We start from the raw sequence: 14,139 nt of genomic DNA, 5'->3' as shown, positions 1-14,139 counted from the left end.
CGCCCCCCTCACCCCCCCAACCGCGCCGCCTTCGCCCGCTCCGCGGCCCGCGCCGCGGCCTCCATCCCCCGCTCCGCCTCGTCCGGCCCCGCGCCCAGCCCAAGCCCGGCCGCCGTCTCGCCCCAAAGCGGCCGCTCCGGCGGCGGCGCAAAGCGGAACTCCGGCGCCGTCTCGGCCCCCCGGATCACCCCCGCCAGCCGCGCATGCATATAGGTCCGCAGCACCAGGTTGATCCGCGGCCCATATCCCGGCCCGATGGAGCGGAAGAACCGCAGCACATCCCGGTCCAGCCGCAGCGCCACCCGGTCCGCCCCCGGCCTGACCGGGGTCTGCGCGATCTCGTGCCATTCCAGCGGAATGCGCCCCGTCGCCTCGATCCGGTGGTGCAGGTCCCATTCCAGCCGCCGCATCGCATCGGCCATGTAATGGTAATGCTCCGCCTGCTTGCCACGCATCTTCCCCGGCTCCATCCGCCAGCCTCCCTCGCCCAGACAAGGCCCCACCCTGCCAGAGAACCGTTAACCAACCCCTGCCCCAGCGCCCGCCCCGTGCATATGCCCGGCTGCACTGCCCGGCTGCACTGCGCGGCTGAACGGTTGACTTCCGGCCCGAAAACCCCCATCTGCCCCTCACGCCCGCCCTCCGCTGCCGCGTGAGCAGCCCCATAAGGGGAGCCGGATCGGGCCACAGGTTCCCACCTTCACGCAGGGGTTCCGCGCCGTGCAATCGGCGCATCCCTGCCACCGGCCGCCCTTGCTGCGGCCCCCTTGGCCCATGAAACGGGCCGGAAAGACATATCACATGACCAGCTTCGCCGATCTCGGCCTTTCGCCCAAGCTTTTGAAAGCCTTGGAAAAAACCACCCTCAAACAGCCCACGCCGATTCAGGTTCAGGCCATTCCCCATGTCATGCAGGGCCGTGACCTGATGGGTCTGGCGCAAACCGGCACCGGCAAGACGGCGGCCTTCGGCCTGCCGCTTCTGCACCGCCTGCTGGATATCGGCCACCCGCCGGGCCCGCGCAACGTGCGCGCCCTGATCCTTGCGCCCACGCGTGAGCTTGTCACGCAAATCTCTGATAACCTTACGATTTTCACCAAAGGCACGCCCGTCAAGGTCGTCACCGTCGTGGGCGGCGCCTCGCTCAACCGGCAGGCCATGGCGCTGGCGCGCGGCGCCGATGTGCTGGTCGCCACGCCGGGTCGCCTGATCGACCTGCTGGAACGCGGCGATGTCTCGCTGCAGAACACGGGCTATCTGGTGTTGGATGAGGCCGACCACATGCTCGACATGGGCTTCATCCATGCGCTGCGGAAGATCGCCAAGCATATCCCCCTGAAAAGACAGACACTTCTCTTCTCCGCCACGATGCCCAAGGATATCGAGGAGATCGCCGGAACCTATCTCCGCGACCCCGTCCGCGTGCAGGTGGCCCCCCCGGGCAAACCCGCCGAAAAGATCGTGCAGGGGGTGCATTTCATCCCCAATGGCGACAAGGCGAAACTGCTGGAGGAGTATCTCAAGAAACATCCCGGCGAACAGGCGCTGGTCTTCGGCCGCACCAAGCATGGCTCTGAAAAGCTTTGCAAATTGCTGGCGCAATGGGGCTTCAAGGTCGGCTCCATCCACGGCAACAAAAGCCAGAACCAGCGCGACCGCACGCTCACGGAATTCCGCAACAACGAACTCGATGTCCTCGTGGCCACCGATGTCGCCGCGCGGGGGATCGACATTCCCGGCGTGCGCCATGTCTACAACTACGACCTGCCCAATGTGCCGGAAAACTATGTCCACCGCATCGGCCGCACGGCGCGCGCGGGGGCCGAGGGGAATGCCGTCGCCTTCTGCGCCCCGGCCGAGATGGGGGAACTTCAGGCCATTGAAAAGGTTCTGAAAAAGCAGATCCCGGTGATCGGCGGCGCGCCCTGGGCGGCCGATATCGTGGCAGCCGCGCCCAAGCCCGGCCAGAACCGCGGCCAGCGCCCCGGCGGCGGCCGCCCCGGCCAGAAACCGCAGGGCCAGAAACCCCAGGGCGCGCGCCCGCAGGGCAAACCCCAGGGCCAGCGCCCCGAACACCAGTCGCAGGCCCCGAAACCCCAGCCAAAGCCGGGCGCCAAACCCGCCCGCCCGATGGGCGGCGGCGGCGCGCCCACCCGCTCCGGCAATGGTGGCAAACCGCGCCAGCAGGGCGCGGGACGCAGGGGCTAACCCCCTTCATCCGTTCACAAATCGTCCCCCATGGGGGGTCCGGGGGGCCGTTGCCCCCCCGGCGCTTGCCACCCCTAGCCTTGCCCGCGCCTTTGCGCTAATCCCGGCCCATGGCCAAGCTCTACTTCCACTACTCCACCATGAACGCGGGCAAATCGACCCTGCTCCTGCAGGCCTCGCACAACTACCGCGAAGGCGGCATGGCCACCTACCTGATCACCGCCCAATTCGACAACCGCGCGGGCGAAGGCCGCATCGCCTCGCGCATCGGCATCGGCGAGGAGGCCGATACCTTCGCCCCCGGCGAGGACATGTTCGAAAAGATCAGCCAGCGCCTCGGGAAAGGCCCCGTCGCCTGCGTCTTTGTCGACGAAGCGCAATTCCTGTCCAAGGATCAGGTCTGGCAACTCGCCCGCGCCGTGGACGATCTCAAGGTCCCCGTCATGTGCTACGGCCTGCGCGTGGATTTCCAGGGCAACCTCTTCCCCGGCTCCGCCGCCCTGCTCGCCTGGGCCGATGAAATGCGCGAGGTCCGCACGATCTGCCATTGCGGAAAGAAGGCCACCATGGTCATCCGCCGCGGCCCGGATGGCCGCGCGCTGACGGCAGGCGAACAGGTGGTGATCGGCGGCAACGAAACCTATGTCAGCCTCTGCCGCAAACACTGGCGCGAAGCGGTGGGCGATCCCTGACCCCCAAATTTCTTCGAAGAAATTTGCAAAAATCTTCGAAGATTTTTGTCCCCCCCCAACCGGCCAGAACCGCATCTCTCAAGGCGACCCTCGCCCCGCAGACACCCCCAGGGTGCCTGCCCCCTACCCCTCCACCGCCTTCGCCCGCAGCGCGATCATCGACCCTGCCGCCACGATCAGCACCATCCCCAAAGCGGCCAGCGGCGCCAGCCCCGTGCCCCACAGCACCCATGTCCAGAAGGCCGAGGCCGGCAGGATCACATATTCCAGCACGCTCGCCTTCGATGCCTCGGTGATCTGATAGGCCCGGATCATCATCCCCACCCCGATCAACGATCCCGCCGCCTGCACGAAGGTCCAGAAATAGAAGGTCGCCGAAGGCCAGACCGGCCCGCGCTGCAGGAACCCGTCCGCCCCCTCGGGCACGGCCAGCGGCAGCATCCACAGAACCGCCATCCCCACCGCGCCAATCACGCCCAGCGCCGCAAAGAACCCCGCCAGCAGTGTCTCGGCACTTTCCCCCGCGCACCATTCCCGCGTCGCGATATTGCCCATCGCATACATGGCCCCCGCCAGCACCGGCAGCACCGCGGGCAGCGACGCGCCCGCCAAGGCCTCGGGCCCCAGCACCAGCACCACGCCCAGGAAACCCAGGATCACCGCCACGATCCGCACCGGCCCGATGGCATGGCCATAGACGAACCGCGAAATCAGCAGCACCCAGATCGGCGCGGTGAACAGCCCCGCCGCCACCAGCGCCACATCCAGAAAGGCCAGTGCCCCGAAATAGATCACCATCGCCGCCCCATGGATCGACGATCGCGCCACCACCGCGCCCCAGCGCTGCGGGCGCAGGCGCAGCCCCAGCGGCACCATCGCCAGCCCCAGCAGCACCGCCGCCATCAGGCTGCGCGTCAGGTGGAACTGCCACAGCCCCGCCTCGGCGGCGATGACCCGCACGTAATTGTCGGTGAAGCCGATCACCATGGCATAGACAAGGATCAACCCTGCCGCCGCCAATGTCCTGTCGGAATTGCCCATGGAAATGCCCGTTCCTCCCTCTCGCTTCCTGTGTGAAGCCTGCTACCTTCCCCCTTGCGCGCCCGAAAGCGACATGAACGGGCGATAAACCGGGAAGGGGGACGGAATGGGCTGGCTGGCGGATGAAACGGGGCTGGAAAAATGCGCGGCGAACCATGTGCCGCTGACGCCGCTCTCCTTCCTGAAACGCGCGGCCGACATCCACGCGAACCGTCTGGCAGTGGTCTGGAAATCCACGCGCCTGACCTATGCCGCCTATGCCGAACAGGTCAGCCGCCTCGCCTCCTCCCTCGCCCGCCGAGGCATCGCGCCGGGCGATGTGGTCGCCACCCTCCTGCCCAATATCCCGCCGCAGGCCGTGGCGCATTTCGCCGTCCCCGCCGCGGGCGCGATCCTGAACACGATCAACACCCGCCTTGATGCCGATACCGTGGCCTATATCTTCGGCCATGCAGGCGCCAAGATCGTGCTGTGCGACACGGCCTTCCTGCCGCTGGCGGAAGAGGCCATCAAACGCATGGAAGGCCCCGCCCCCCAGATCATCGAGGTGGTGGACGAAGGCTTCACCCCCTCGGGCCATTACCTGACCTACGACGCCCTCCTCGCCGAAGGCGACCCGAGCGCCCCCTGGGTGATGCCCGAGGATGAATGGGAATCCATCGCCATCAACTACACCTCCGGCACCACCGGACGCCCCAAAGGCGTGGTCTACCACCACCGCGGCGCCTACCTGTCCGCCACCGCCAACATCCTGTCATGGCGCATGGTGCTGCACCCCGTCTACCTGACCATCGTGCCGCTCTTCCACTGCAACGGCTGGACGCATACCTGGATGACGCCCATCCTCGCCGGCACCCTCGTCTGCTGCCGCGACATCACGGCCAAGGCCATCTACGACGCCATCGCCGACGAAGGCGTCACCCATTTCGGCGGCGCGCCCATCGTGCTGAACACCATCATCAACGCCCCCGAAACCGACCGCCGCCCCTTCTCCCACATCGTCGAGGTCTTCACCGCCGGCGCTCCGCCCCCTGCCGCCACGCTCGCCGCCTTCGAACCCCTGGGCTTCAACGTCACCCAAGTCTACGGCCTGACCGAAACCTACGGCCCCGCCACCGAATGCACATGGCGCGACGAATGGGACGGCGCCACGAAAGACGACCGCGCCGCCTACAAGGCCCGCACCGGCGTCGCCATGCCCATGCTCGAAGGCGCGGAAGTCCATGACACGAACGGCAACCCCGTCCCCCGCGACGGCGCGCATCTGGGCGAGATTGCCATGCGCGGCAACATGGTGATGAAGGGCTATTACAAGAACCCGCAGGCCACGCGAGAGGCCTTCAAGGGCGGCTGGTTCCGCTCCGGCGACATCGCGTTCCAGCACCCCGACGGCTACATCAAGATCACCGACCGCGCCAAGGACATCATCATCTCCGGCGGCGAGAATGTGTCCTCGGTCGAGGTGGAGGGCGTCCTCATGCACCACCCCGCCGTCCTCCTCTGCGCGGTGGTCGCCAAACCGGACGAGAAATGGGGCGAAGTCCCCTGCGCCTTCGTCGAGTTGAAACCGGGGCAGAGCGTCACGGAAAAAGACCTCATCGCCTTCTGCCGCGAACGCCTTGCCGGGTTCAAGACCCCGAAACATGTGGTCTTTGCCGACCTGCCCAAAACCTCCACCGGCAAGATCCAGAAATTCGAACTCCGCGCCGTGGCGAAGCTGATGGAAAAGGCCTGACCGCGCGCTTGCGACCGGCCATGCAAAGGGGGCCAGCCCCCTCGCCCTGCGGGCTCACCCCCGGGGTATTTGAACCCGAAACGAAGAGACCTGCCTTCGTCTCGGCCCAAATACCCAGCTTCCACCGATCCCCCCGCGCAGGGGCGTGAAACGAAGCGGCGGCGACGGGGTCAAGCCGGGCAAATCGCCCCCCTTCGCTTGTGGCGGCACAGGCGCTGCGCTAACGTTCCGCCCAAGGAAACCAAGCCGAGCCGAGGCAGAACCCGCGCATGACAGCGCTGAAGAAATACCAGAGGCTGGAAAGCCCGGGCCTCTGGCGGGAAATGCCCGATGCCCAGCGGCGCGAAGTCGTCGTGGCCTTCCGCGAGGCGACGCTTGTCCTGAACGATCCCCGCACCGAACTTGCCCTCAGCCACTGGTCGCTGCCAGCGGTAGAGCGGCTGAACCCGGGCTCCCTGCCCGCCCTCTATGGCCCCGGGGCCGACAGCGATGAAACGCTGGAAATCGACGATCCCGACATGATCGCCGCGCTGGAAACCGTGCGCGGCGCGCTGGTCCGCGCCCGCCCCCGCCCGGGCCGCCTGCGCGGCAGCCTGCTGGGCGGCGCGACCCTGGCGATCCTGGCCGTCGGGGCCTTCTTCCTGCCCGATGCGCTGGTCCGCCATACCGCCTCGGTCCTGCCCACGGCCACGCGGGCGCAGATCGGGGCCGCCGCCCTGCAGGATCTGTCGCGCCTCACCGGGCCCGCCTGTCACACGCCCCTGGGTGACCGCGCGCTTGCGCTCCTGTCCGAAAGGCTGTTCGGCGGCAGTGGCGTGCAACTCGTCATCCTGCCCGAGGCCTTGCCCCAGGCCGCCAGCCTGCCGGGCAATATCCTGCTTCTCGGCCTGCCGATGCTGAAGGATGCGCCTGGCCCGGATGTGCCCGCGGGCTTTGCCCTGGCCGAAACCCTGCGCGCCGGGACGGATGATCCGCTCCTGCCGATCCTGCGCCATGCGGGCTTTGCCGCCACCGTGCGCCTGCTGACCACCGGCACCCTGCCCGAAGCGGCACTTGATCGCTACGGCGAAACTTTCCTCGCCGCAGCGCGCCCGCGCCCGGCGGATGACGCGCTTCTCGCCGCCTTCGACAGCGCGGCGCTGTCCTCTACCGCCTATGGCTATGCGCTGGATCCCACAGGCGAAACCACCCTCGGCCTGATCGAGGCCGATCCCTATCGCGGCGGCACGCCCCGCGAATTGCTCAATGCCGAGGATTGGGCCAGCCTGCAGGCCACCTGCGACTGACCCCCGCCGTCACCGCCGCCCGGCTTCAGCGCAGGAAGGCATCCCCGAAGCCCGCACCCCGCGCCGCGCGCAGGGCCGCCTGCGCATCGGCAGCCGATCCAAACGGCCCGGCCAGCACGACCTGCACCGCCTTGCCCCCGATCCGCCCCTTCGACAGCGCCACCGGCAGGCCCAGCGCAGCCAGCCGGGACGAAGCCCCCGCCGCATTGGCAGGCACGCCGAAACTGCCCACCTGCACGAAGATCCCACCCGCCGCCGCCCGCGGCGCGGCCTCTGCCGGGGCCGATTTCGTTGACCGCGTCACGGCAGGGGCCTGCACCGCCATCGGTGCCTCCACCTGCTGGCGCGCGGGCAATTCACGCGTCCAGACCTGGTCCTGCGCCGCCTGCCCTTCGGCCGTGCCGACCCCGCGCAGCGGGTTCAGCCGGTCATCCTCCCAGGCGGGCTTGTAGCCCTTGGGAACCGGGGCGGAATGCTGGGCCACCCGCGCCTCGCGGCTGCCCGATCCGATCGCGGCAGGCTGGCCCAGCGGCACCAGCCTCGCGCCCTCGGGCGGGGAAAGCGAGGCCCCCACCGCCGAACCCGGCGGATAGACAGGGGCGCGCAGCCCTTCCAGCGTGCCATCGCCCCGCGTGCAGACGACCACCGTCCCGCCATTCGTCAGCGGCAGGCGCTGCGCCACCGGCGCGGCCGTGCTGCAGGCGATCCGCCCCTGCCCGCCCGCCATGGCGCGCGGCACGGGCGCGGCAACGGGCGCGGCCGCCACCACCGGCGCTGCGGGCGCCATCGGGGCCGCCGCAGGCCGGGCCACCCGCACCGGCGCAGGCACATAGCTTGATTCGGGGGGCTCTGCCGCCGCCGCAACCCGACGCGGTGCAGGCGCAGGCGCAGGGGTCGGCGCAGGCGCAGGCGCGGCCTCCGCCGCCGCGACGGCCCGCCCGCCGGTCGACGGCGGATAGCCGCACATCGCCCGCCGGTCACGATCCACGCGCGGCACCCAGGTCACCCGCCCCGCCATCCCGGCGCGCAGAAAGACGCAGCCCCGGCTATCGACATATTGCTGTCCCGCAAAGCCGGGCGGCGGCAGCTCGCGCGGCCCCCCGATATCACCAGCGGATTGTGCAAGGGCGCCAAGCGCACCCAGAACAGAGGCCAGGATCGCCCCTGTCAGAACCTTCACGAACATGACTACCCCCCAGTAGCGTCAGGGCAGAATGCGCGATGATTGTTTCCGGGTAAAGGGGGGCCGTTACTTTATTTTGTGCCGAACATGCGGTCGCCCGCATCGCCTAGTCCGGGCACGATGTAACCGTGATCATTCAGATGACTGTCCAGCGCCGCCGTCACGATGGGCACATCCGGATGCGCCGCCTGCATCCGCGCCACGCCTTCGGGCGCGGCCAGAAGGCACAGGAACCGGATGTTCCGCCCGCCCTTCGACTTGATCAGATCCACCGCCGCCGCGCTGGAATTGCCCGTGGCCAGCATCGGATCGACGACAATCGTCACCCGATCCTCAAGCTGTTCGGGCAGCTTGCAGTAATATTGCACCGGCTGCAGCGTCTCGGGGTCGCGATAAAGGCCGACGAACCCCACCCGCGCCGCCGGGATCAGTTCCAGGATACCATCCAACAGCCCGTTCCCCGCCCGCAGGATCGACACCAGCGCCAGCTTCTTGCCCTCGATCGCCGGGGCATCCATCTCGCAAAGCGGCGTCTCGATCCGCTTGGTCGTCATCGGCAATTCGCGCGTCACCTCATAGGCCAGAAGCAGGCTGATCTCGCGCAACAACTGCCGGAAGGACGCGGTCGAGGTGTCCTTCTCGCGCATCAGCGTCAGCTTGTGCTGGACCAGCGGATGGGTCACGACGGTCAGATGGTCAAGCATTCCGGGCCTCCAGCTTCTTCCTGATGCGCTCCCGCGTATCGCCATCGCAGAAGGCCGCGTCAAGCGAGGTGCGCGCGATGCCGTCAAAAACCCCCTCGTCCCAGTCGAAGGCGGCATTCAGCCGATCATATTCCCGCGCCATGGTGGTGTGAAAGAAGGGCGGATCATCGGTCGAGATGGTCACCCTCACCCCGCGCCGGTGCAATTCGCCAATGGGATGCTGCCGCCAGCCGGGATAGATCCCCAGCGCGATGTTCGATCCCGGGCAGACCTCCAGCACGATGCCCTTTTCCGCCAGTTCATCCACCAGCGCCAGATCCTCGATGGCCCGCACGCCATGCCCGATCCGCTCCACCCCCAGATCGCGCACCGCATCGCGCACCGAGTCCGGCCCGCCCCATTCCCCCGCATGCGCCGTCAGCCGCAACCCTGCCTCGCGCGCACAGTCAAAGGACCAGAGGTAATCCCTGGGCTTGCCCACCTTCTCATCCCCGGCGATCCCGAAACCGACGATCCAATCCCCCGCCGTTTCCGCCGCGCAAAGCGCCGTCTCGCGCGCCTTGTCGGGGCCGAAATGCCGGATGCAGGTGATGATCCCGCGCAGGGTGATCCCCATGTCGCGCTCGGCCCTGTCCGCCGCCTCGCGCATCGCGTGCAGGTATTCCCGCCAGGCCCCGACATCCCGCCCGCCGCAGAAATCGGGCGACAGGAAGGTCTCGCTGTAAACCACCCCCGACGCAGCACTTTCCTCCAGCACCGCCAAGGTCAGCCGCGCATAATCCTCGGGGCTGGTCAGCACCGAGGTCGCCGCCTCATAGACCTTCAGGAAATCCCAGAAGTCCTTGTATTTGTAATTGCCCCGCTCGTCGAAGATGCCGCCGATATCGGCCTTCTTCTCCTTGGCCAGCCCCCGGATGAAGGCGGGCGGCGCCGCGCCTTCCAGATGCAGGTGCAATTCCACCTTCGGCAGGTCGGTGATCACAGGAAACTCCTCCCCGGCCCTTCCGCCGCCACGCCCAGATGCGCCGCGACCGATGCCCCCACATCGACAAAGCCGCGCAGGCCAAACGACCCCGACCCGACGCCATGACAGACGACCGGCACCCGCTCGCGCGTATGTTCGGTGCCGCGAAAGGTGGGATCATTGCCATGATCGGCGGTGAACACCGCCAGATCGCCGGGCCGCAACCGCGCCAGAAAGGCCCCCACCCGCGCATCGAACCATTCCAGCTGCCGCGCATATCCCGCCACGTCGCGGCGATGGCCGAAATTCGTGTCGAACTCCACGAAGTTGGCGAATGTCAAGGAACCCTCCTCCGCCTCGGCCCCCAGCCTGTCCAGATGATCGAAAAGGGCAATGTCATCCTTGCCTTTGTGCAGATGGGAAATCCCCCGATGGCTGAAGATATCGCCGATCTTGCCCACGGCATGGGTCACACGCCCCGCCCCCTGCACCCAATCCAGCAGCGTGGGCGCGGGCGGCGCAATGGCGAAATCCCGCCGGTTCCCCGTGCGCTTGAAACTCCCCGGCTCCCCCAGGAAAGGCCGCGCAATCGCCCGCCCCACCTTCATGGCGTGCAGGCGCGGCGCAAGGTCACGGCACAGGGCCACCAGCCGCTCCAGCCCGAACACCTCTTCATGCGCGGCGATCTGGAACACCGAATCCGCGCTGGTATAGCAGATGGGCCAGCCCGTCCGCAGATGCTCTGCCCCCAGCCGGTCGATGATCTCGGTCCCCGAGGCATGGCAATTGCCAAGGATGCCCGAAACCCCCGCCAGACGGCACACCTCCGCCACCAGATCCTCCGGGAAGGCCGGCACCGCATCGGGGAAATAGGTCCAGTCCCATGGCACCGGCACCCCCGCCAATTCCCAATGCCCCGACGGCGTATCCTTGCCCCGCGACACCTCCGTCGCCGCGCCCCAGTGGCCCAGAGGCACCGCCTCCAGCCCCGGCGCCTCGGCCCCCGAGGCCAGCCGTATCGCCGCCCCCAGCCCCAGCACATCCAGGTTCGGCAGGCGCAAGGGCCCGCTCCGCCCCTCTTCCGCCCGGCCCGCCGCACATTCCGCCGCGATATGGCCCAGCGTATTGGCCCCCGCATCGCCGAATTCCGCCGCATCCGGCGCCCCGCCGCAGCCCACGCTATCCATCACGATCAGAAAGGCCCGCGCCATCATCCCACCCGTTTCAGAACCAGCGGCGGCTCCTCCGGCGCGGAGGAGCCCACCCGATAGGCCGCCTCCACCGCCCGGACAGCCCGCTCCGCCGCCGCCTCATCCGCCGCATGGATCAGCGCCAGCGGCACCCCCCGCGCGACGCTTTCCCCCAGCCCCGCCAGATCGCTCAGCCCCACGGACGGGTTGATCCGGTCGCCCTCGCGCAAACGGCCCCCGCCCAGATGCACCACCGCCTCGCCCAGCGCCCGCCCGTCGATCGCCGCGATGAACCCGTCACTCCCGCAGGGCACCTCCACCACCACCGGCGCGGCGGGCAGCCGGTCCGGCCAGCGCTCCACGAAATCCGCAGGCCCCCCCTGCGCCGCGACCATGCGCCCGAACCATTCCGCCGCCTGCCCGTTCTCCAGCGCCTCGATGATGCGCCCCTCGCCATCCTCGGCATCCGCCGCCAACCCGCCCAGCGCCAGCGCCTCACCCCCCAGCGCCGCCGTCAGATCCCACAGCGCGGCATTGACCGAGGTTCCCGTCAGCGTCTCCATCACCTCGATCACCTCCAGCGCATTGCCCGCCGCCGTGGCAAGCGGCTGGCTCATGTCGGTGATCAGCGCCGCCGTCATGCAGCCCGCCCCCTGCGCGGTGGACACCAGCGCGCGGGCCAGTTCCTCGGCCTTCTCCAGCGTGTCCATGAAGGCGCCAGAGCCGCATTTCACATCCAGAACCAACGCCTCCAGCCCCGCCGACAGCTTCTTCGACAGGATCGAGGCGGTGATCAGATCCACGCTCTCCACCGTCGAGGTGACATCGCGGATCGCATAAAGCCGCCGGTCGGCAGGGGCGATCTCGGCGCTGGCCGCCACGATGGCACAGCGCACCTCGCCCAGCTGGCGGCGCAACTGATCCTCCGAAAGCCCCGTCCGGAACCCCGGAATGGCCTCCAGCTTGTCCAGCGTCCCCCCGGTATGGCCCAGCCCCCGGCCCGAGATCATCGGCACATAGGCCCCGCAGGCCGCCAGCGCCGGCGCCAGCAGCAAGGACACGCAATCCCCGATCCCGCCGGTGGAATGCTTGTCCACCACCGGCCCGTTCAGATCCCAGTGCAGCACATGCCCCGAATCCCGCATCGCCCGCGTCAGCGCCACGCGCCCCGCCTCGCCCAGCCCCTTCAGCAGCACGGCCATTGCAAAGGCCCCGGCCTGGGCATCGCTCACCGTGCCATCGGCCAGCCCGCGCGCGAACCACCCCAGTTCCTCGGACGAAGGCTTCCCCCCATCCCGCAGCTTCGCGATGATCCCCCGCGCGTCCACCTTACGCCCGGTCCATATGCGCGGCGGTGAACACGCCGGGCAGCAGTTCCGCCACCGTCATCACGCGGGATTTCCCATCCGTCGTGCAAAGCGTGACCTTCACATCCTGCGCCGCGAATTCCGCGATCTTCTGGCGGCAGCCCCCACAGGGCGGCACCGGATCGGGGCTGTCGGCAATCACGCAGAGCTCGGCAATCCGCGCGCCCCCCCCCGCCACCATGGCGGCAATCGCCCCCGCCTCGGCGCAGGTGCCTTCGGGGTAGGCGACATTCTCGACATTGCAGCCGACAAAGACCGCCCCCTCCACCGTGCGCAGGGCAGCCCCCACCTTGAAGCGGGAATAGGGCGCATAGGCCCTTTCACGAACCTCCGTCGCAGCAGCAAGCAGGGACATGGGCGCGGGCTCCTTCGGCAATCCTGACCATCCGGTCACAGGATGGAAGCCCCGCGCCGGAATGGCAAGAAGGGACGATTTTTCTGCGAAAAATCTGGGGGACTTTGCGTCCCCCTCGGCGCGTGCCGCGCCTCACCCCCTGCAGGATATTTGCCGAACAGATGAACAAAGAACCCTCGCCCCTGTTTCATCTGTTCCTGAAATATCCTCGGGGGTGAATTGGCCGCAGGCCAAGAGGGGGCAGACAGCCCCCTGATTTTTCGCAGAAAAATCGCAAACTCCGCCGGTTTGGTCAGAGCGGCACGGTCGCGGGCCGGCCCGGCAGCGTCACCTCCAGCAGTTCCAGATCCTTGGTCGGATCGCCGTAGCGCGTCGCCATCCCCGGCGGGATGACGAAGGCATCCCCGGGCGACAGGCGGAAGGGATCCTTCCCCTCGCCCTCCAGCGTGAAGCTGCCCGCCATCACGAAGGTGAAAAGGATATCCCCCCCATGTTTCGTCCAGACCGTTTCCCCGCCATCCGGCCGCGCCACCATGACCGAGGCCACGCCCTTCGTCGCGTCACAGATCCCCGTATCCCGCGCCACGAAGCCCGGCAGCCGGAAGGGCCGGAACACCCCCTCCGCCCCCTTGTCATAGACAAATCGCTGCCCCTGCCATTCGCGGTCAGGGCGCAGATGCGGCGTCGGCAATTCCATCTCGTGGTCGATCTCGGTGACATGTTCCGCCGGAACCCCGATCTCGATCACCTCGATCCCGTCGCTCGCATGCAGCACCCGATGCCGGATCTCCGGCGGCTGGATGAAGCAATCCCCGGCGGTCAGGCGGATCGGCGGGCCCTGATCCTCATAGACCACATCGACCCAGCCATTGATGCAGAAGATCAGCTGGAATCCCACCTTGTGGAAATGCACCATGTCCGGCACCGGCCCGCCATCGGGGATGCGGATATGGCTCGCGATCATCGCGCCGCCCAGCCGCGACGGCACCAGATCGCGATACTGCATCCCCGCCCGTCCGATGATCCATGGCGCCTGTTCCGCCAGCCTGCGCACCACGAAGGCATGTTCCGTGCGCGGCAGCACCAGCGGCGGATTCGCCCGGTCGATCTCCACCCGCGTGCCATTGGGCGCGATCAGCAGCCGCTCGCCCCCTGCGAATCCTTCCTCATCGGTCAGGATGCGCACCGTCCCGGGATGTTCCTGCGCGCCCTTCTCGATCCGCAGCCGCAACCCGTGCCCCGACAGCACCGCCACCTGCGGATCGTCGGCCGGATAGATCATGTCCAGCCGGAACCCCAGCCGCCTTGTCCAGAACGGCAGGTCCTCGCGCAATTCCTGCGTGGGCAGCCGCATCTCGGCCCGGGTTTCGCCTTTGACTTCAAACATCTCGCCCTCCGCTCTGCCGGGCCAGAA

The 14,139-nt window shown here is 68.2% G+C and carries 13 protein-coding genes; 4 read left to right on the top strand and 9 right to left on the bottom strand.

All coding sequences use genetic code 11. The annotated features are described in order from the left end of the window. Positions 1-8: 8 nt before the first annotated feature. The gene (locus G5V65_RS13090; RefSeq protein WP_241250564.1) at positions 9-455 is read right to left on the bottom strand and encodes a BrnA antitoxin family protein; all 447 of its coding nucleotides are present in this window, start codon (positions 453-455) and stop codon (positions 9-11) included. Between the two features lie 346 nt (positions 456-801). Between G5V65_RS13090 and G5V65_RS13085 the strand changes: the two genes are divergently transcribed. Together G5V65_RS13085 and G5V65_RS13080 are read left to right on the top strand one after the other, a co-directional pair. Then, entirely contained in the window at positions 802-2,208 is a 1,407-nt protein-coding gene (locus G5V65_RS13085; RefSeq protein WP_165050816.1) for a DEAD/DEAH box helicase, read from the top strand. A 110-nt stretch (positions 2,209-2,318) separates the two neighbouring features. Beyond that, on the top strand, positions 2,319-2,900 hold the full coding sequence (locus G5V65_RS13080) for a thymidine kinase (RefSeq protein WP_165050813.1): 582 nt from the start codon (positions 2,319-2,321) through the stop codon (positions 2,898-2,900). Between the two features lie 123 nt (positions 2,901-3,023). On the opposite strand, the gene G5V65_RS13075 is transcribed toward G5V65_RS13080, so the two are convergent. Beyond that, the gene (locus tag G5V65_RS13075; RefSeq protein ID WP_165050811.1) at positions 3,024-3,941 is read right to left on the bottom strand and encodes a DMT family transporter; all 918 of its coding nucleotides are present in this window, start codon (positions 3,939-3,941) and stop codon (positions 3,024-3,026) included. Between the two features lie 106 nt (positions 3,942-4,047). On the opposite strand from G5V65_RS13075, the gene G5V65_RS13070 reads away from it, so the two are divergent. Together G5V65_RS13070 and G5V65_RS13065 are read left to right on the top strand one after the other, a co-directional pair. Next, a complete protein-coding gene (locus tag G5V65_RS13070) occupies positions 4,048-5,676 on the top strand; it encodes an AMP-binding protein (protein ID WP_165050809.1) in 1,629 nt (542 codons plus the stop codon). 269 nt (positions 5,677-5,945) lie between these two features. Beyond that, positions 5,946-6,962 carry a hypothetical protein gene (locus tag G5V65_RS13065; protein WP_165050807.1) on the top strand — a complete coding sequence of 339 codons (1,017 nt, stop codon included), beginning with the start codon at positions 5,946-5,948 and terminating at the stop codon, positions 6,960-6,962. A 25-nt stretch (positions 6,963-6,987) separates the two neighbouring features. Here G5V65_RS13065 and G5V65_RS22700 read toward each other — a convergent pair whose 3' ends face one another. The 7 genes from G5V65_RS22700 to G5V65_RS13030 form a co-directional block, all read right to left on the bottom strand. Then, positions 6,988-8,148 carry an SPOR domain-containing protein gene (locus tag G5V65_RS22700; protein WP_165050805.1) on the bottom strand — a complete coding sequence of 387 codons (1,161 nt, stop codon included), beginning with the start codon at positions 8,146-8,148 and terminating at the stop codon, positions 6,988-6,990. Between the two features lie 68 nt (positions 8,149-8,216). Continuing rightward, positions 8,217-8,849 (bottom strand): uracil phosphoribosyltransferase, encoded by a 633-nt coding sequence (gene upp, locus G5V65_RS13055; RefSeq protein WP_165050803.1) that lies wholly within the window; start codon positions 8,847-8,849, stop codon positions 8,217-8,219. Further along, on the bottom strand, positions 8,842-9,828 hold the full coding sequence (locus G5V65_RS13050; RefSeq protein ID WP_165050981.1) for an adenosine deaminase: 987 nt from the start codon (positions 9,826-9,828) through the stop codon (positions 8,842-8,844). The genes upp and G5V65_RS13050 overlap by 8 nt, the downstream gene beginning before the upstream one ends. Further along, positions 9,828-11,024, bottom strand: coding sequence for a phosphopentomutase (locus tag G5V65_RS13045; RefSeq protein WP_165050802.1), 1,197 nt, complete (start codon positions 11,022-11,024; stop codon positions 9,828-9,830). Before G5V65_RS13045 ends, G5V65_RS13050 begins: the two co-directional genes overlap by 1 nt. Beyond that, positions 11,024-12,331 (bottom strand): thymidine phosphorylase, encoded by a 1,308-nt coding sequence (locus tag G5V65_RS13040; RefSeq protein ID WP_165050799.1) that lies wholly within the window; start codon positions 12,329-12,331, stop codon positions 11,024-11,026. The genes G5V65_RS13045 and G5V65_RS13040 overlap by 1 nt, the downstream gene beginning before the upstream one ends. Position 12,332: 1 nt before the next feature. Further along, positions 12,333-12,725 carry a cytidine deaminase gene (locus tag G5V65_RS13035; protein WP_165050797.1) on the bottom strand — a complete coding sequence of 131 codons (393 nt, stop codon included), beginning with the start codon at positions 12,723-12,725 and terminating at the stop codon, positions 12,333-12,335. Between the two features lie 292 nt (positions 12,726-13,017). After that, positions 13,018-14,112 carry a cupin domain-containing protein gene (locus G5V65_RS13030; protein WP_165050795.1) on the bottom strand — a complete coding sequence of 365 codons (1,095 nt, stop codon included), beginning with the start codon at positions 14,110-14,112 and terminating at the stop codon, positions 13,018-13,020. Between the last annotated feature and the right edge of the window lie 27 nt (positions 14,113-14,139).

Origin of the sequence: Paragemmobacter kunshanensis, from assembly GCF_011059185.1 — a bacterium.
Classification (GTDB): domain Bacteria; phylum Pseudomonadota; class Alphaproteobacteria; order Rhodobacterales; family Rhodobacteraceae; genus Paragemmobacter; species Paragemmobacter kunshanensis.
The sequence above is the reverse complement of the archived record's forward strand: the minus strand, read 5'-3'. Positions and strand labels throughout refer to the sequence as shown.

Bases quoted from the DNA above. Each gene is read 5' to 3' on its own strand.
- G5V65_RS13090 (WP_241250564.1), bottom strand. From the start codon at position 455: ATGCGTGGCAAGCAGGCGGAGCATTACCATTACATGGCCGATGCGATG.
- G5V65_RS13085 (WP_165050816.1), top strand. From the start codon at position 802: ATGACCAGCTTCGCCGATCTCGGCCTTTCGCCCAAGCTTTTGAAAGCC.
- G5V65_RS13080 (WP_165050813.1), top strand. From the start codon at position 2,319: ATGGCCAAGCTCTACTTCCACTACTCCACCATGAACGCGGGCAAATCG.
- G5V65_RS13075 (WP_165050811.1), bottom strand. From the start codon at position 3,941: ATGGGCAATTCCGACAGGACATTGGCGGCGGCAGGGTTGATCCTTGTC.
- G5V65_RS13070 (WP_165050809.1), top strand. From the start codon at position 4,048: ATGGGCTGGCTGGCGGATGAAACGGGGCTGGAAAAATGCGCGGCGAAC.
- G5V65_RS13065 (WP_165050807.1), top strand. From the start codon at position 5,946: ATGACAGCGCTGAAGAAATACCAGAGGCTGGAAAGCCCGGGCCTCTGG.
- G5V65_RS22700 (WP_165050805.1), bottom strand. From the start codon at position 8,148: ATGTTCGTGAAGGTTCTGACAGGGGCGATCCTGGCCTCTGTTCTGGGT.
- upp (WP_165050803.1), bottom strand. From the start codon at position 8,849: ATGCTTGACCATCTGACCGTCGTGACCCATCCGCTGGTCCAGCACAAG.
- G5V65_RS13045 (WP_165050802.1), bottom strand. From the start codon at position 11,024: ATGGCGCGGGCCTTTCTGATCGTGATGGATAGCGTGGGCTGCGGCGGG.
- G5V65_RS13035 (WP_165050797.1), bottom strand. From the start codon at position 12,725: ATGTCCCTGCTTGCTGCTGCGACGGAGGTTCGTGAAAGGGCCTATGCG.
- G5V65_RS13030 (WP_165050795.1), bottom strand. From the start codon at position 14,112: ATGTTTGAAGTCAAAGGCGAAACCCGGGCCGAGATGCGGCTGCCCACG.